Origin of the sequence: Paenibacillus sp. FSL R7-277 (assembly GCF_000517965.1) — a bacterium.
In the GTDB taxonomy this organism is placed as follows: Bacteria; Bacillota; Bacilli; order Paenibacillales; family Paenibacillaceae; genus Paenibacillus_AQ; species Paenibacillus_AQ silagei.
Genome location: NZ_ASPX01000059.1, coordinates 1 through 16,821, shown reverse-complemented (window position 1 = coordinate 16,821; position 16,821 = coordinate 1). Strand labels below are relative to the sequence as shown.

The window sequence follows — 16,821 nt, the reverse complement described above, 5'->3', positions numbered from 1 at the left end:
GCCTAAGAGATCATAACCTGAATATCAAGCTCCCCGATGCCTTCCATCAAAAGAGGAATACTCAATGCTTTGCGCGGCAGGATGGACATACCCTCGGACTTCATCAGCTTCGGCGGGGTAATGTCTACCGACACCCCTTGATTGGAAAGAATAGTACTGGCATTGCCGCTGATCATATTGCCCAGCTCGGAAATGGCGCTCTGGCCCATCTCATCCATCTCTGTTATCACATAACCGCCCATCATGGCCGACACCATCTTAAGTGCTACCGGTTCGGCAATCCCGAAGATAATATTCCCGCTGAGCTGACCTGTCATTCCTACTTGGATCCATATATGATTATCGATCAGTTCAATATCCTTAATCCCCAGCATACCGGTGGACGGCGAGACTTGGATCACCTGTTCAATTACAATGCGCGCAGACTCTAAAAACGGATTGATTACTTCTGCTTTCATGAAAGTGCTGTCCCCCTCGACCAGTCTTTAGTCATATACCAAAAGTCCTAAGCAATAAAATTTATTATACTTCATATATCGGCATTATTCACCAAAAATTAATGGTCTTGTCGAATGATTTCTGAAGATAGTTTGGAGCGCAACATTGCCCTCCCGGGAGGAATCTCCTATAATTTAATCAATAAACGTAAGATCTGCGGCGTCACACCCTCCGAGTGCAGCACTCACAGCGACCCTTGTACCTATCTGCTTTGTCAGAATCCGCGGCTTGCAGACTCTAATTCTGGAAGCCGGCATGTGCGCATACGCCCTCCGGAAAGCTGCGGCTTTCCCTGTTTGTACAAATATACGGCGGCACCATCCGGTAGCCATAAGGGGGACAGTCCATGAATATCAGCCAGCTCGAAACATTGATCACCATCTCCAAAACCATGAGCTTCCGCAAGGCGGGCGAGCTGCTCAACCTGACGCAGCCGGCGGTCTCGGCCCAGATCAAAAGCCTGGAGGAAGAGTTCAAAACGCAGCTTGTTGACCGGAACCAGCCGGTGACGCTGACGGACAGGGGCAAGGTCTTCCTCGCCCACGCGGAACAGATTGTCGGAATCGTAGATGAGCTTAAGCAGCGCCTTGCCGATCTCGAAGAGAATCCCCAAGGGCATATTATTCTCGGTACGACCACCTCCATCGCCATCCAGATTCTCCCCCGGGTGCTCTCCTACTTCCAGGATCAGTTCCCTCATATCAAAACCTCGATCTCATCCATGTCCTCCTCCCAGATCTACCAGCAAGTCGAGAACGGGATTGTGGATGTCGGCATCGGCTATCTGATCGGCCGCAATCCGGGAATGACGACCTCGGTCCTGTATTATGATACTTTTGAACTGGTGGTTTCGCCCCGCCATCCGCTGGCCCAGGTCAAAACAGCCGGGATCGAGGCACTGGGCACCATCCCGCTCATCCTGCTCTCACCGGATACGGTCGGCCGGAAATTTGTCGATGAGGTACTGGCGAGGCACGGTATTCAGCCGCTGGTGATTATGGAGCTGACCAGCAGTGAGGAAGTGAAGCGGATGGTCGAGCTTGATCTGGGAGCGGCGGTCATCTCCAAGCAGTCTGTCACTGCCGAGGTCAGAAGCGGAACCCTGCGGATCGTTCCGATCATCGAGCTTGAGGTTACCCACCCTGTAGGTGTCATTACCAAGTCGGGCAAGTATGTCAACTCTGCGATGAGACAGTTCCTGAGCGACCTTAAGGGAATGCCCGAGACCCAGTTCATCGGCTCAGAGTAACCTGCACCCTATTTCGCCATATTGGCCTAAGGAGATGTTCCGATTATGAAGTTCGACCTGCATACCCATCATTTCCGCTGCGGCCATGCTGACGGCACGATCCGGGATTATATTGAAGCCGCAATAGCGGCGGGGCTGGATGTCATCGGTATTTCCGATCATTCGCCTTACTTCGGAAGCCCGTCCGAGCAGGCTTTTCCGCGCATTGCTATGGCCAAGTCCGAGCTGGTCCACTATGTAGAGGAAGTATTGTCGCTGCAAAAAGAATACGAAGGCCGCATTGATGTTCTGCTCGGTATGGAATCCGACTTTTTCCCGGAGCATGCGGAGCTGTACCGCAAGACCTACTCCGCATACCCGTTCGATTATATAATCGGCTCCGTGCATCATGTTGAGGAGGTCAGTATCTTCAACCAGGGCCGCTGGAAGGGGCTTGACCCCGCGCAGAGGCTTGCCTCCAAAAGCGAGTACTACCGGCTGATTGCCGAATCCGCACGCAGCGGCATCTTCCAGATTCTCGGCCATATCGATGCCATGAAGGGGAACTATCCGCCGTTCTCCGAGATCGCTGCCCCCAAGGAGATTGACGAAGCCTTGCGCGTAATAGGCGAATGCGGCCCGGCCATCGAGATCAACACCTCCGGCGGCACCAAGCTGTGCGGCGGCTGGTACCCTTCCGATGAGATTTTGGAGCGGGCCCTGCACTTCGGCGTGGAGGTCAGCTTCGGCTCCGATGCCCATCTCCCTGCCCGCGTTGCCGACCAGCGTAATCAGGTGGCTGCACGGCTGAAGGAGATTGGATTCGAATATTGGGTCTATTACAAGCGGCGCGAGAAGGTTAAGGTCGCGTTGTAGGCAATAAGTGGGCGGGAATTCTCCGCGTACAACCAGCACCGCGCAAACAGGCAGCGTAACGGGACACTCCCCGTCACGCTGCCTGCTGCTGTGGTGCTTTTTTGCGCTGTACACCTAATACTGTGCTTATTCCTTATTCAGATTCTCACAGGTGAAGCCCTGCTGCTTCAGGGTACGCTGCGAGTCCCCATACTGCGGATTCAGAGCGTAGAAGCGGGCAATCATACTGGTCCAGCTCCGCTCCGTCAGCCCCTGGGACTTGAGCAGCTCCCGGTGAGTCTCATTATATTCTTCGATCAAGTGTTGCTGATCCGGGTTATAGACCTCTTCATGATACACAGCTGCTACAGGCAGGCGTGAACCCTTCGGCTGTTCTCCCGCCGGATAGCCGATGCAGAGTCCGACCACCGGGAATACATACGCTGGCAGCTGCAGCAGTTCAATCACCCCTGCCGTGTTACGGCGTACGCCCCCAATCGGGATAATCCCCAACCCCAGCGACTCGGCAGCAGCTACTGCGTTCGATAGTGCAATGCCGACATCCGTAGCCCCAACGAGCAGCGCGTCTATATCCGCAGCCGTTTCGAACGGCTGGCCTTCCAGCTCCGCCGCAAGCTTGGCCCGGTGAAAGTCCATGCAGAACACCAGGAATACCGGTGCTTCCGCCACATGCTTCTGGTTACCGCTTAGCGCCGACAGCTGCTGCCTGCGTTCCTCGCTGCGTACCGCAATCATCGATACTTGCTGGCCATTCACCCACGACGGTGCCGCCTGGGCTGCCTCAATAATCGTCTTCAGCTTCCAAGGCTCCACCGCCTGCCCGCTGTAGTTACGGAATGAACGGTGGTTCATAAGTAATCTAATCACATCATTCAAAGGTTCATTTCCTCCCCCATCTATACTTGTCCATGTACCCTCTACACTATCATAGCTCAATCCCCTCGGAGACTGCCAGCACACAATGTTTATACGTAAGGGCAGAGGTTACTTATTCAGGAGAACTATGCTCCCCATTCAGCCATTTAGCCAACTATCTACGAATTCTGGGGCACTAATGCCCCTCATTCGGCCACTTAGCCGACTATCTACGAATTCTGGGGCACTTGTGCTCCTCATTCGCTCGTTCAGCCGACTATCTACGAATTCAGGGGCACTAATGCCCCCCATTCAGCCATTTAGCCAACTATCTACGAATTCAGGGGCACTTGTGCTCCTCATTCAGCATTCCAGCCGACTATCTGCGAATTCAGGGGCACTAATGCCCCTCATTCAGCATTCCAGCCAACTATCTACGAATTCAGGGGCACTAATGCCCCCCATTCAGCCATTTAGCCAACTTCCGGCCGATCCCAAGGGATTTATCCCTCTAATCGGGAGCCCAGCCCCGCACACGCCCAAAAAAAATGGACCCGAATCATCGGGTCCCAACAGCAGTTATATTTTCAAAAGGGGGTCATGTACTTAGTTTAACCGCTGACTGTTAGAGTTTGATAACGGCATTATTTCAATTGTGTAACAATGTGAAGACTTTCATTACGTCGCCCGAGCCGTCCGCCATCGGCAGGGTCCGCTCCAGGGTCAGGCCGTTCCTCAGCATGACCTGAGCGGACCGGTAATTATCCCCCCGGCAGCGCCCCTCGACCTTCCTCAGGCCAAGTTCCCTGAAACCGTAGGCCAGCAGCAATCCCAGTGCCTCGGTTGCATACCCGCGACCCCACCATAACGGATTCAGCATATAGCCCAGCACCGCCTGGCCCTCCTGCCGGTTCCAGTTCTGCAGGGAGACTGAACCGATCAGCTCCGGCTGGCCTAACATATAGATTCCTGCATGCAGCGCGCCGGGATCATAGCCGTGCAGCATCCGGTTCACCAGTTTATCCAGCACACTCTGCCGGGAAGTCGATCCATGGCGCAGCTGAATATGCGGCTGCACCTCGGGGTGGGAGAGCAGCAACTTCAGCAGCGCTCCGTCGCCAGACGCCATATTCTTCAGTTCTACCTTAGAACCTTGCAGTGACATCCCCATGATCATCTCATAAGTGCTCATGAACTTCTCCCTCTTCTTCTCCCGCCTATGGCGTCCCTCTCTTGCAGTCCGGCTACCCCCGGCGCAGAGTCAGCACGGTAAGCTCCGGGCGGCACAGGAAGCGCAGCGGCATCAATGTCTCGCCGAAACCTCTGTTCACATACACTGGCATGGCCTTATTCTCTGTATAATACAAGCCGTCTATGTATTTCTGAGATCCGTAGGGCGTGAACGGCGCGCCGACCAGCGGCAGGCGAATCTGACCGCCGTGGCTATGCCCCGAGAGCTGAAGGTGAAACGGGTACGCTTCCGCCACATCGGCGTAATCCGGCTCATGCATCAGCAGCACCGTGAAGATGCCGTCTGGAATATCCCGGATGGCTGCCTCCGGGTCCGGCTTGCCGTGCAGCATGTCATCCAGTCCTGCTACGGCAATCGTCGCTCCGCCTTGCTTGATCAGATAAGACTCGTTCCGCAGGACGCGGAATCCGGCCTCCGTCAGCAGACGGGTAAGCAGCTCCGTATTCTTGTAATCATGATTCCCGAGGATAGCATACTTCCCAAGCGGAGCCTGTAGCTCTGCCAGCAGGGGGACTGAGTCGGTCAGATCCTCGGCATAGCTGTCTACGATATCTCCGGTGAAGCAGATCAGATCCGGCTGCTCTTCCTTGATATGCTTCGTCAGCCGGGCCAGATCCTTCGCATCCTTGTTGAAGCCCAGATGCACATCGCTGAAATGGACCAGCCGGGTCCCGGCGAACGCGGACGGCAGCTCCGCAAGCGGCAGCTCCCGGCGGGTCACCTCTAACCAGTTCGGCTCCCCCTGCCAGGCATAGCCGCCGGCGAGGAGACCCGCCCCTACCACCGCTCCTGCCCCCCGGGCCAGGAACTGGCGGCGGGTCATCTTGCGGCTGCTTCGGCCTTCCGGCTTCGGGGGGCCTGTTCCCGCGCCATCGCCAGCAGCAGGAACCGTACGCTCGGGAGAGCCTCCGAACGATTTTTTCATAGGGAGATTCTCCTCTCTGTCTTGAATTCTAATCGGGTTATTGTCGATCCGCTACGGCTTCATCCACTTTGTCATCAATATCTACTTCAATGGCCGCCTCAATCTCTTCCTCCGTGGTATTTACCCCAAGAATCTTGCGGAACAAGCCCAGCATGGACAGCGCATAGGCGACCGTAATGAAGCTGAAGCAGATCTGCATAACTACAACCAGCCTTGAGGTATTGTCTATGGGAGCTATATCTCCGTAACCGACGGTCGTAAAAGTAGCCACGCTGAAATAGAGGAACGTAATCAACTGGCTAAGCAGATCCTGACCCAAGCCTTCTCCCTGGAACGAGGACTGTCCAAACAGCTTATATATCGATGTATATACGACTGTAAAAAAAAGAATGCAGGTGAACGCAGCAATGCTGATCCGGACCAGCGTCTGCTGCATTCTGACTTCCTTACTGTTGGAATCCCTGATTTCATGGAAAATAAACAGAATATAAAACAGGACTGAAGCCAGGACAAAAAACAAAATCAGTCCGCGCAGTCCCCGGTTGCCGGGCACAATCGTCCCCAGATCGATCAGGTTCAGCAGATCCTCCACCGAGATCAGCGCATAGATCAGAATAGGAGCGAGCAACACTCCTCTGCCCATCCAGTTCAGCTTCAACCGGGCAAATCTCACTACCAGGAATACAATGACAATGATATTAAAAGCCCAGATCCACCATGCCATGGCTTTTACGCTCCTGTTCTATGCTCCCGGCTTCCCGCCGGGAAGGTCCTTATCCGGTCCTGCCGATACTCGCAGAGCAGCGGCTTGCCCCGGACTTACACTACCCCTTAGTGCGCTGACCGGCTCCGGACTTCACCCGCGAATCTTCCTCCGGTCCGCTTATGACTCTGATCCGGCATTCTTCCTCAGGAGCCTCGCGGTAGGCGAGGGCAATACCCTTGGCCTGAATGTCCTTGCGGCTGACCCGCCGCTGCTTGAAGCTCACTTCAACCTCCTGTGTGAACGGGAACGGAGTCAGGGTCAGCGTAGCACTGTCCTGCCACTCCGCCTCAATGGCACGGCCGGAGGTGAAGCTGAACTCCTCACTGCCGGAGAAGCCGTCTGCGAACCAGGGGTGCTTCTCGGATTCGGCGCTGCCCGGCCTACTAAGCGCCAGGAACAGCGACAGATCATCGCAGAATTGCAGCAGTCTGGCGTCATAATACAGCTCGCCTTCTTCAAGCGGCTTGCTCTGCTCCAGCGCCCGGTGGATACGGGCACGTCGGTCCGCTTCATCCTCCAGATATTGCGTCAGCTCCGGGCATTCCTCACCCGACACCTCAATCAGCCGTTCAAAATGCGAGCTGCACAGCAGCGCCCCGTATGGCGTCTCCGCTTCCACCTCATCGATTCCCCGTCTATAAAAGGTCAGCTTCGGCACAACCGGGAAATCGAGGAAGCTGTAAGGCAGCCCCTCCGCATCATTCCAGAACGGTGTCTCATCCAGATCAATCCAGCCCCGGTCATGGTTACTTACTGCCCACAGTACCTCAGCCCGGCGGCCTTCCGCGGGCGTATGCTCTTCCTTGAACCACTTAGCAAATTCTCCAGCCAGCAGACCGTGCTCATGCTGCTTCGTCATTACAAGCGTTCCATCCTGTTCACGGCAAATCACAGTCATTCCTCCCCGTTATCCGCTGTCAGACGGTTATCTTTAAAATATAAAAATTTATATGTTTTACGCTATAAATTATCCTTCTATTTCTCGCTGAAACGGTACCGTCCTTAAAAGGACGGCAAAGCCGTTTCCACTTGGCTATGTAGATTATAACATATTCACCTATATTTATCGGAACCTGCGGACGTATAGCTATTCTATGCAGCTACAGGCTTCTCATTACAGGCTGTCTACACATGTACCCTTTTTCCAGCCGGCCAGAAACATCCGTACCTGTTACTATGCCAGACGCAGCCAAACAGGCCACCCAGGATTGACACCTGAATGGCCTGCTACAATTCTGATTATAGAGAAATGGGCTACATTGCCTCAGACACCCAGCCAGCGCTTGAACATATGCTTCGTCGTCTGCTTGTTGATCTCGGCAATGGAGGTCGTGAGCGGAATGCCCTTCGGGCAGGCCCGCACACAGTTCTGCGAGTTGCCGCAGCCGTCGATGCCGCCGTCATCCATGAGCGCATCCAAGCGTTCTTCAGCGTTCATCTCACCTGTAGGATGAGCGTTGAACAGCCGCACCTGCGAGATGGCTGCCGGCCCGATGAAATCGGTCTTCTCGTTGACATTCGGGCAGGCCTCCAGGCAGACGCCGCAGGTCATGCATTTGGACAGCTCATAGGCCCACTGGCGCTTCTTCTCCGGCATGCGCGGTCCCGGACCGAGATCATACGTGCCGTCAATCGGAATCCAGGCCTTGACCCGCTTCAGGGCATTGAACATCCGGCTGCGGTCAATCACCAGGTCGCGGACGACCGGGAAGGTCTTCATCGGCTCAATGCGCACCGGCTGCTCCAGATTGTCGATGAGCGCTGCGCAGGCCTGACGGGGTTTGCCGTTGATGACCATGGAGCAGGCGCCGCAGACCTCCTCCAGACAGTTGGATTCCCAGCATACAGGAACCGTATTATCGCCTTTCGCGTTCACCGGATTACGCTGAATCTCCATCAGCGCGCTGATCACGTTCATCCCCGGGCGGTAGGCAAGCTCGAACTCCTCCGTATAGGGGCTGGTCTCCGGTTCATCCTGGCGGGTAATAATAAATTTCACATTTTTGGGAGCTGCTGCTGTTTCCGCCATGTCAGTTACCTCCTAGAAAGTTTGGTTAGTCTAACCTGTCAGTCCTTCGAGTAATCCCGCACGCGCGGAGGAATCAGCGATACATCGACTTCCTCGTAGGAGATCTGCGGGCCGTCTGCTGTCCAGGCGGCTTTGGTGGTCTTGAGGAATTCCTCATCATTGCGCGTCGGGAATTCCGGCTTGTAATGTGCGCCCCGGCTCTCATTCCGCAGGAGGGCTCCAAGCGTCATCGCCTCCGACAGCTCCAGCATGTTCCACAGCTGGCGGGTGAAGGCCACGCCCTGGTTGCTCCAGCGCGAAGTGTCGCTCATATTGATATTCTTGTAGCGTTCCTTCAGTTCTTTGATTTTGCCGATGGTCGCTTCCAGCTTCTTGTTCTCACGCACCACGGTCATGTTGGCCGTCATCCATTCACCAAGCTCCTTATGGATCACGTAAGCATTCTCTGTGCCAGTCATCCCTAGCAGCGACTCATATTTATCGGTCTGCGTCTTGTGGAAGCTGTCGAACACCGTCGAGGAGATATCCTGCACCGATTTCTTCAGTCCCTTAATGTATTCCACAGCCTTCGGACCGGAGACCATCCCGCCATAAATGGCAGAGACCAGGGAATTCGCGCCCAGACGGTTGGCCCCGTGGTATTGATATTCACATTCCCCTGCCGCGAACAAGCCGGGAATATTCGTCATTTGATTATAGTCGACCCACATGCCGCCCATCGAATAATGCACAGCCGGGAAGATTTTCATCGGAATCTTGCGGGGATCATCCCCCATGAACTTCTCGTAGATCTCAATAATGCCGCCCAGCTTGACGTCAAGCTCCTTCGGGTCCTTATGCGACAGATCCAGGTAGACCATGTTCTCGCCGTTAATGCCCAGCCCCTGATCCACACACACATTGAAAATCTCACGGGTAGCAATATCGCGCGGCACCAGGTTACCGTACGAAGGATATTTCTCTTCAAGGAAGTACCACGGTTTACCGTCCTTATAGGTCCAGATCCGTCCGCCTTCACCGCGCGCCGATTCCGACATCAGCCGCAGCTTGTCATCGCCGGGAATCGCCGTCGGGTGAATCTGAATGAATTCCCCGTTCGCATAATGCACACCCTGTTGATACACGGCGCTTGCGGCGGTTCCTGTGTTGATGACCGAATTCGTGGTTTTGCCGAAAATAATCCCCGGACCGCCGCTGGCCAGAATGACCGCGTCCGCCGGGAAGGTCTGAATCTCCATCGTCTTGAGATTCTGGGCGCTGATGCCGCGGCAGACCCGCTCATCATCCAGAATCACCGAGAGGAATTCCCAGTTCTCGCTCTTGGTAACGAGACCTTCCGCTTCCCAGCGGCGCACCTGCTCATCCAGCGCATACAATAGCTGCTGGCCGGTAGTCGCCCCGGCAAAGGCTGTGCGGTGGCGCTTCGTTCCGCCGAACCGGCGGAAGTCGAGCAGCCCCTCTGGGGTACGGTTGAACATTACGCCCATCCGGTCCATCAGGTGAATAATGCCCGGTGCCGCTTCGCACATGGCCTTCACCGGAGGCTGGTTGGCCAGAAAGTCGCCGCCGTAGACGGTATCGTCGAAATGCTCCCAGGGCGAGTCGCCCTCGCCCTTAGTATTCACGGCGCCATTGATGCCGCCTTGCGCGCAGACGGAATGTGATCTTTTGACAGGGACCAGTGAGAATAGATGTACATGCGCGCCGGATTCAGCGGCCTTAATGGTAGCCATCAGGCCGGCCAGACCGCCGCCCACGATGATGATATCGGCTGATGCCATGATTGTTCCCCTCCTACAAGTTAATAGCTCTCTCTTCTATTACTAAATAAAACTGCGCACTGACTGCATCGCTGTAGCGGCAGTTTGGAATTCATCGTTACGGAAGGTAACCAGCGACAGGACGAACATGAAAGTAACGATAACGAAAATACCTAGGCAAAGTACGGACGATACTCTCTGCGAACGCGGCCCCACCGTGATTCCCCAGCTGATCAGGAACGACCATAGACCGTTGGAGAAGTGGAAGCAGGCAGCCACGATTCCGACAATATAGAGAGTCATCAGCAGCGGCTGGGTCACAATGTTATGCATCACTCCGCCAAGCTGATCATGCTCCACCTTGCCGAGCGCTACCTGGACGCGGGTGTCCCACAGATGCCAGACAATGAAGATGAAGGTGACGACTCCGGTAATCCGCTGCAGCGTATAACGCCAGTTGCGCTCAAGATTGTAGCGGTTCAGGTTCGGCTTCGACTGGTACGCGATGTACAGGCCGTAGACTCCATGGTACAGCAGCGGCAGCCAGATGCCGAACAATTCCAGGAAGAAGACAAGCGGCAGGCTGTTCAGCCACAGCACACTGTCTGTGAAGCCAGAAGCGCCACCCTCTACTGCTGCGAAGTTCGTCAGCATGTGCTCAAGGAAGAATGCCCCGAGCGGGATAACGCCGAGCAAGGAATGAATCTTTCTGGAATAAAATCCTCTCATGCAAAGTGTCCCCTTTCCATATAAAACAGCGTTTTCACAAGTCTTTTTAAAGAGCATACACCGCCGGGAGTACAGTTGAAACAGGGCAGCGGCAGGCTTGATTTACCGGCTAATAGTCTGTTTGCACCACTATCCATTGTTTTCCCGGACTTTGCTGAATAATTCACAATATGTGAATATCCTGTGTCACTTTTCATGTTACTCTTTTTTCGCTTATAAGGGAATTGCAATCTAATTATTAATCGTTATACTATAATTGCATAAGAATATTTTTAATATGATAATAATTCTCATTTAGCTTCATTAATAACATACAATCCAGACTTGTCTACCTGCGTATCAGGGGCAACTCTGCTCATCTGCTATACTTTTTATCACAGTTGAATGGGAATTTGGGAGAGAGAGGAGCACTATGAAATGTATGATGATTTAGATGCTTTTGCTGCGGTGGTGGAGCATTCCAGCCTGAACCGGGCCTCGCGCCAGCTCAACCTGTCCCAGCCGGCCCTCTCCCGCAAAATCTCCAAGCTGGAGGAGCGGCTCGGCGTCGCCCTGTTCAACCGCTTCGGCAAGCGCCTGGAGCTTACAGAGGTAGGCCGCCTTACCTACACCTATGCGCTGGAGCAGCGGCAGCAGCGTTCCAAGTTCCTGGAAGCGTTATCGAAGTTCAAGGAGGGCGAGCCGCAGCTCGTGACGCTGGGGGCCAGCCTGACCACGCTGCAGACAACCCTGCCTCCCCTGGTAAAAGCGTACACAGAGAAATATCCGGCAGCCGAGCTCAAGCTTATCACCGGGAAGACCCATGAGATGGTTACCGCTGTCAGTGAAGGCAAATGCGATGTGGCCATCATCGCCTCCCAGGTCCAGGAGCCGGGGCTGCGCTGCATTCCGCTGTTCGAGGACCAGCTCCGGCTGGTCGTCTCCGAGCAGCATCCACTGACCCTGACGCCGCGGCTCACCATGGAGCATCTCTCCCGGCTGCCGATGATCCTTTTCTCCAAGGGAACCTGGTACCGCCGGACGACAGATGATCTGTTCCAGCGCTGCGGGGTTGATCCCGATGTACGGATGGAGATCGACTCCTTCGAGGCCATTGTCCGTCTGCTGCCCACCATCAAAGCTGCGGCCCTGCTGCCGAATTCGTATCTGCGTCCGGAGCTGCTGAACGGCGGGGGGCTGGTCTCCCTGCACATCAAGGAGCTGGAGCAGACGCAGCGGACCACTTGCCTCATATACCAGAGCAGCGGCGGACTCAGCACGGCAGCGCGCTGCCTGGTGCAGGTGACGGAGGATGTCTTCCTGAACAGCCGCGAGTAGCGGCGGGGAACACAGCAATCACCCGGCAAGCCTCCGTAATGCTACGGATCGGCCTGCCGGGTGAGGATACTTCCGGGTAATTTTTTTGCTATACTAAGCCAGACTTACACAAGATTAACGGAACTTGCCTGCATCAATTGCCGCCTGCTTCTCATCGAGAATCTCCTGGTAGCCTGCCTCCAGATACGTCTTCTTGGCGGCTTCATACGTAGCATCGAATTCAGCCTCCGGAGCGAGCACCACCTTCACGTACAGCTCCTGGAACAGCGTATTCAGATCCGCCTTGTATTCGTTCACCTTCTCCAGCACCACATTGAACAGGGCATCCGGTGTACGGAATTCGGCAACCTCGTCATAATACTTCACCAGATCATCCGCCAGCGGCTCATAACCGGCCGGTGCCCAGTTGCGCAGGTTGGCCTTGCGGGTCTTGGCTTCATCCGGGTACTGGGCAATTTCTGTCACCAGACCCCAATAGTCCTTGTTATTGTTCTGTGCCAGCACCGCTTCGCCCTTATAATCCGGGTTCTTCAGCGCAATGCCGTCTGCGTCAAGCGTATAGTTCTCCCCTTCGATCCCGTTCTGGAACTTGAATAGGTTCTCCGGCTGGCTGAGCCATTCCAGATACATCCACACGGCTGCGCGTTCTTCCGGCGTGGATTCATAGTTAATTCCCATAATGAAGCCGAACGGCCAGTAAGCGCGTCCCTGTGGCTTGTTGCCTTCCGGAACTCCCGCATACGGAGGCACCACAGCAAATTCGGCATCCGGGTTATTCTGCAGCGTAGCCGCAAAAACATCAGTGTTGTTCGCCAGATAGAAGCCGAAGTTGCCGGTTTTGCCTGCCACGAATTCAGCCTTAATCTTCGGTTCATCGTTGCGCAGATAGAATTCCTTATCAATCAGGCCATTGTTATACTGATAATTGAGGTTCCGCAGGTAAGCCTCAGTCTCCTCCGTAGTCAGATCGGCAACGCTGAGATCGGAATACAGCGCACGATATTTCGCATCCACCGGCCATTTGCGGAACGGATAGTTGAAGTTGAAGAAGTTCTGCAGCAGATTGCCGCCGCTTACCCCGAGTCCGGCTTCCTTCCATTTAGCCAGCATCTCGTTGTACTTCTCGAGCGAGGTCAGATCCTCAACCTTCATGCCTACCTTTTCCACCCAGTCCTTGCGGATAATGTTGACGAAGTTGTCGGCTTCAGGGCGGGCAGCGAAGAAGAAGGTCTTCTGATCGTCCACGGTACCATACTGTTCAATTGTCTCACCCAAGTTCTTCCAGTAGGTCGGCGCATAATTCTGGATCTCTGCATAGTCGAGCGGCTGCATCACATCCTCACCATAATAAGTAAGCGCTTGCGGCATATCATAGTGGAAAATAATATCCGGAGCCTTGTGCGAAGCCAGCAGCTGTTCGAAATCCGTTACTTCCTTGGAGCGGGTAATCGGCACATAGTTAACCTCTATATTATATTTGTTGCCGAACTCCGCCTGCACCCAGCGGGTATAGTAGTTATCGGACACGTTCCAGCCTTCATAGGCACGCTCATAGACTGGAATGTCGAGCGAGACTTTTTTCTCAAAGCCCTTGGAATAATCAGGATAGGCTCCTTCGGTCTGGTTCGTAGCAGCGGCAGTCTCGGCCGGCTTACTGCTGGCTTCGGCTGTATCCTTGGTGTTATTTCCCCCGGAGCATCCGGCCAGCAGGCCGGCCGTCATGACGGATGCCATCATTAACGAATACACGCTTCTTTTACTCATCGCAATTCCCCCATTTTTTGAATTTTCGTAATTCCAAAGAATGACTATATACCAGGGACGCAGGATTACTCCTTGACGGCTCCGAGCATAACACCTTGAACGAAGTATTTCTGGACGAACGGATACACACAGAGGATAGGCAAGGTAGCGAATACAACGACTGACGCCTTCAGGACCTCGGGATTGCTGAGCTGCACCTGGCTGGCCTCCAGCTGGAAGCTTTCACTTGCCTGAATGACCAGATAATACAGCTTGAGCTGAAGCGGCCGGAGCGAGGTCTCATGCTTGATATAGAACAATGCGTCCTGATAAGCATTCCAGCGTCCCACTGCATAGAAGAGAGCGAGTGTCGCCATGATCGGCTTGGATAATGGCAGCACAATGCTGAACAGAATCCGGAAATGCCCGGCACCGTCGATCCGCGCAGATTCCTCCAGACTGACGGGAATCCCGCTGGTCAGCGAGGTTTTCATAATGAGAAGATTGAAAGCGCTGAAGGAGAGCGGCAGCACCAGTGACCAGATGGTATCCATCAGCCCCAGATTATTGATGTTCATATAGTCGGGGATAATGCCCCCGCTGAAGTACATGGTGAACAGGAAGATAAAGGTGATCACCCTGCGCCCCTTGAACTGGGTTCGGGACAGCGGATAGGCGGCGCAGATGGTCAGGATCATGCCCAGAATGGTGAACAGCACAGTCACGATGACCGAGATGTACAGGGAACGGAGGATACTGGCATCCGCGAAGATTTTGTTATACGCTTCAATGGTGAAGCCCTGCGGCCACAGAAAGACCTTGTTGGCAATGACGAAGGAGTCAGAGCTCAGCGATTTCGATACAACATGAATGAACGGCAGCAGGCAGATCAATGAGATGATAATAATGACGAGGCGGATCAGCGTTTCCCAGATATCGATACGTGCTTTATGGGGTGCGGCAGTGCCTCCGGCAATTGCTTTCATGGTTCCTCTCCTTTCTACAAAATCCCATCCTCGCCAAGCTTCTTGGCTACGCGGTCCGCGGAAATGACCAGAATAATTCCGATGACGGACTGGAATAATCCGATGGCGGTCGCCCGGCTGAAATTACCGCTCTCAATCCCCCAGCGGTACACCAGGACCGGTATGGTGGTGGTGAACTCCGTGGTGGCCTTATTCTGCAGCGCATAGATACGCTCGAAGGAGCCGTCCATTACTTTGCCCAGCGCCATAATCAAGAGCGTCACAATCGTTGCCCGGATTGATGGAAGGGTGATATTCCATACCTTTCTCCAGCGGCCTGCCCCGTCCACCGTAGCCGCTTCATACATCTCAGGGTTGATCCCGCTCATCGCCGCCAGATAGATAATCGTGCCCCAGCCCATGCTCTGCCAGACCCCGATCACGAGATAGCTAATGAGCCAATTCGTATCCTGCTGCAGGAACGGAATCCGGGTGCCTCCCATCAGTTCTATGAGATTATTGACAACGCCGCCCCCCTCACTGAGGAGCTGATAGGCGATGGCTCCGATAATGACCCAGGACAGGAAGTGGGGCAAATAGAGCACCGTCTGATTGATTCTTTTGAACCGTACACTCTTGATCTCGTTCAGCAGCAGAGCCAGCACAATCGGCATCGTGAAGCTGAAGCACAGGTCGAGCACGTTCAACAGCAGGGTGTTGCGGACGGCCCGGATGAAATCAGGCTTGGCGAACAGGTCCTGGAAGACCTGCAGTCCGGCCCATTCACTGCCCCAGAAGCCTCTGGCGATCTTATAGTCCTTGAAGGCGATTACAAGTCCGGTCATGGGCAAATATTTGAATACGATGACAAAAGCCAGCGGAAGCATCACCAGCAGATAGAGCTGCCAATCCCGCAGTAAATAATAGCTGAACCCCTGTTTCCTTCTTAATAAAGGACTGTGATTCGTTTGTGAAGCGCTTGCAGCTTTCAACATATTCACCTCCTGCCTTGAATTCTTCTTGCCGGCTTCCGGCTATTATTCTCCGGCCTGGCTCCTATGCTACCGCCTTTGCCGGGTCTTGAATATCATGAGTATTGATGATCACCTATCACAATTGATTGCCAATTGATTGCCGCCCGGCACTCCTGGCCTCAGCCGCAGGAGAATAATCAAAACTGATAGGCATTCCCAAAATTAATAAAGCGCTTTCAATTGGGAGGGGAGCAGGTACAAGTCGGATAGAAAGGCATGGCGAGGGATGGGGCCAGGGGAGATTGGAGTGATTGGAGTGATTGGGGCGATGAGGAAGTGATGAGGGAGCGATCAAGGAGCAATGAGGGAGCGATCAACGAGCAATGATAGCTAACAGGGAGCGATTCGGGAGCTATGAGAGCTATCAGGAATGATTAGGGAGCTACTGTTGCTCGCCCCGCACGCTTTGGACTAATATAGATTTGAACACTCCTACTTTCCACGAACTCAGGGGCACTTGTGCTCCTGAATTACTCGTTTAGCCAACTTTTCTGGAATTCAGGGGCACTTGTGCTCTTCATTTACTCGTTTAGCCAACTTTTCCGGGATTCAGGGGCACTTGTGCTCTTCATTTACTCGTTTAGCCAACTTTCCCGGGATTCAAGGGCACTTGTGCTCTTCATTTACTCGTTTAGCCAACTTTCCCGGGATTCAGGGGCACTTGTGCTCTTCATTTACTCGTTTAGCCAACTTTCCCGGGATTCAAGGGCACTTGTGCTCCTGATTTACTCGTTTAGCCAACTTTCCCGGGATTCAGGGGCACTTCTCGGTGCGACCCCCTTATCCCGGAGTCCTCCGTATAAAATCGGTACTTGTTGTAGATATGCTCTTTATTTCGCTTTTT

Annotated in this window: 15 protein-coding genes; 3 read left to right on the top strand and 12 right to left on the bottom strand. The window is 54.1% G+C overall.

Annotated features, from left to right (window positions below; all coding sequences use genetic code 11):
- Positions 1-2: 2 nt before the first annotated feature.
- The gene (locus C173_RS18110; protein ID WP_036727095.1) at positions 3-458 is read right to left on the bottom strand and encodes a chemotaxis protein CheX; all 456 of its coding nucleotides are present in this window, start codon (positions 456-458) and stop codon (positions 3-5) included.
- 386 nt (positions 459-844) lie between these two features.
- Here C173_RS18110 and C173_RS18105 point away from each other — a divergent pair, with 386 nt between their 5' ends.
- Complete coding sequence (locus C173_RS18105; RefSeq protein ID WP_036701586.1) at positions 845-1,747, top strand: LysR family transcriptional regulator; 903 nt, start codon at positions 845-847, stop codon at positions 1,745-1,747.
- Positions 1,748-1,792: 45 nt separating this feature from the next.
- Complete coding sequence (locus C173_RS18100) at positions 1,793-2,602, top strand: histidinol-phosphatase (RefSeq protein ID WP_036727093.1); 810 nt, start codon at positions 1,793-1,795, stop codon at positions 2,600-2,602.
- Between the two features lie 126 nt (positions 2,603-2,728).
- On the opposite strand, the gene C173_RS18095 is transcribed toward C173_RS18100, so the two are convergent.
- The 8 genes from C173_RS18095 to C173_RS18060 form a co-directional block, all read right to left on the bottom strand.
- On the bottom strand, positions 2,729-3,454 hold the full coding sequence (locus tag C173_RS18095) for an NADPH-dependent oxidoreductase (RefSeq protein ID WP_235191940.1): 726 nt from the start codon (positions 3,452-3,454) through the stop codon (positions 2,729-2,731).
- A gap of 652 nt (positions 3,455-4,106) precedes the next feature.
- The gene (locus C173_RS32940; RefSeq protein WP_051478156.1) at positions 4,107-4,649 is read right to left on the bottom strand and encodes a GNAT family N-acetyltransferase; all 543 of its coding nucleotides are present in this window, start codon (positions 4,647-4,649) and stop codon (positions 4,107-4,109) included.
- 52 nt (positions 4,650-4,701) lie between these two features.
- Positions 4,702-5,634: a metallophosphoesterase gene (locus C173_RS18085; RefSeq protein WP_081751231.1), complete on the bottom strand. Its 933-nt coding sequence runs from the start codon at positions 5,632-5,634 to the stop codon at positions 4,702-4,704.
- Positions 5,635-5,671: 37 nt separating this feature from the next.
- The gene (locus tag C173_RS18080; protein ID WP_051478155.1) at positions 5,672-6,358 is read right to left on the bottom strand and encodes an ion channel; all 687 of its coding nucleotides are present in this window, start codon (positions 6,356-6,358) and stop codon (positions 5,672-5,674) included.
- A 100-nt stretch (positions 6,359-6,458) separates the two neighbouring features.
- Entirely contained in the window at positions 6,459-7,292 is an 834-nt protein-coding gene (locus C173_RS18075) for a DUF3891 family protein (RefSeq protein ID WP_051478154.1), read from the bottom strand.
- A 372-nt stretch (positions 7,293-7,664) separates the two neighbouring features.
- On the bottom strand, positions 7,665-8,429 hold the full coding sequence (sdhB, locus tag C173_RS18070) for a succinate dehydrogenase iron-sulfur subunit (RefSeq protein WP_036727090.1): 765 nt from the start codon (positions 8,427-8,429) through the stop codon (positions 7,665-7,667).
- A 38-nt stretch (positions 8,430-8,467) separates the two neighbouring features.
- Positions 8,468-10,210 carry a succinate dehydrogenase flavoprotein subunit gene (sdhA, locus tag C173_RS18065; RefSeq protein WP_036701593.1) on the bottom strand — a complete coding sequence of 581 codons (1,743 nt, stop codon included), beginning with the start codon at positions 10,208-10,210 and terminating at the stop codon, positions 8,468-8,470.
- Positions 10,211-10,252: 42 nt separating this feature from the next.
- Positions 10,253-10,918 (bottom strand): succinate dehydrogenase cytochrome b558 subunit, encoded by a 666-nt coding sequence (locus tag C173_RS18060; RefSeq protein ID WP_036727089.1) that lies wholly within the window; start codon positions 10,916-10,918, stop codon positions 10,253-10,255.
- Between the two features lie 417 nt (positions 10,919-11,335).
- Between C173_RS18060 and C173_RS18055 the strand changes: the two genes are divergently transcribed.
- A complete protein-coding gene (locus C173_RS18055) occupies positions 11,336-12,235 on the top strand; it encodes a LysR family transcriptional regulator (RefSeq protein WP_036701597.1) in 900 nt (299 codons plus the stop codon).
- A 114-nt stretch (positions 12,236-12,349) separates the two neighbouring features.
- On the opposite strand, the gene C173_RS18050 is transcribed toward C173_RS18055, so the two are convergent.
- The 3 genes from C173_RS18050 to C173_RS18040 form a co-directional block, all read right to left on the bottom strand.
- Positions 12,350-13,999 (bottom strand): ABC transporter substrate-binding protein, encoded by a 1,650-nt coding sequence (locus C173_RS18050; RefSeq protein WP_036727087.1) that lies wholly within the window; start codon positions 13,997-13,999, stop codon positions 12,350-12,352.
- A 65-nt stretch (positions 14,000-14,064) separates the two neighbouring features.
- Complete coding sequence (locus tag C173_RS18045; RefSeq protein WP_051478153.1) at positions 14,065-14,964, bottom strand: carbohydrate ABC transporter permease; 900 nt, start codon at positions 14,962-14,964, stop codon at positions 14,065-14,067.
- A gap of 14 nt (positions 14,965-14,978) precedes the next feature.
- The gene (locus tag C173_RS18040) at positions 14,979-15,938 is read right to left on the bottom strand and encodes an ABC transporter permease (RefSeq protein ID WP_155991536.1); all 960 of its coding nucleotides are present in this window, start codon (positions 15,936-15,938) and stop codon (positions 14,979-14,981) included.
- Positions 15,939-16,821 lie beyond the last annotated feature (883 nt).

Excerpts from the sequence above, each read along its gene's own strand:
- C173_RS32940 (WP_051478156.1), bottom strand. The coding sequence starts at position 4,649 with ATGAGCACTTATGAGATGATCATGGGGATGTCACTGCAAGGTTCTAAG.
- C173_RS18100 (WP_036727093.1), top strand. The coding sequence starts at position 1,793 with ATGAAGTTCGACCTGCATACCCATCATTTCCGCTGCGGCCATGCTGAC.
- C173_RS18040 (WP_155991536.1), bottom strand. The coding sequence starts at position 15,938 with ATGTTGAAAGCTGCAAGCGCTTCACAAACGAATCACAGTCCTTTATTA.
- C173_RS18095 (WP_235191940.1), bottom strand. The coding sequence starts at position 3,454 with ATGAACCACCGTTCATTCCGTAACTACAGCGGGCAGGCGGTGGAGCCT.
- C173_RS18045 (WP_051478153.1), bottom strand. The coding sequence starts at position 14,964 with ATGAAAGCAATTGCCGGAGGCACTGCCGCACCCCATAAAGCACGTATC.
- sdhA (WP_036701593.1), bottom strand. The coding sequence starts at position 10,210 with ATGGCATCAGCCGATATCATCATCGTGGGCGGCGGTCTGGCCGGCCTG.
- C173_RS18085 (WP_081751231.1), bottom strand. The coding sequence starts at position 5,634 with ATGAAAAAATCGTTCGGAGGCTCTCCCGAGCGTACGGTTCCTGCTGCT.
- C173_RS18055 (WP_036701597.1), top strand. The coding sequence starts at position 11,336 with ATGTATGATGATTTAGATGCTTTTGCTGCGGTGGTGGAGCATTCCAGC.
- C173_RS18080 (WP_051478155.1), bottom strand. The coding sequence starts at position 6,358 with ATGGCATGGTGGATCTGGGCTTTTAATATCATTGTCATTGTATTCCTG.
- C173_RS18060 (WP_036727089.1), bottom strand. The coding sequence starts at position 10,918 with ATGAGAGGATTTTATTCCAGAAAGATTCATTCCTTGCTCGGCGTTATC.
- C173_RS18110 (WP_036727095.1), bottom strand. The coding sequence starts at position 458 with ATGAAAGCAGAAGTAATCAATCCGTTTTTAGAGTCTGCGCGCATTGTA.
- C173_RS18050 (WP_036727087.1), bottom strand. The coding sequence starts at position 13,999 with ATGAGTAAAAGAAGCGTGTATTCGTTAATGATGGCATCCGTCATGACG.
- sdhB (WP_036727090.1), bottom strand. The coding sequence starts at position 8,429 with ATGGCGGAAACAGCAGCAGCTCCCAAAAATGTGAAATTTATTATTACC.
- C173_RS18105 (WP_036701586.1), top strand. The coding sequence starts at position 845 with ATGAATATCAGCCAGCTCGAAACATTGATCACCATCTCCAAAACCATG.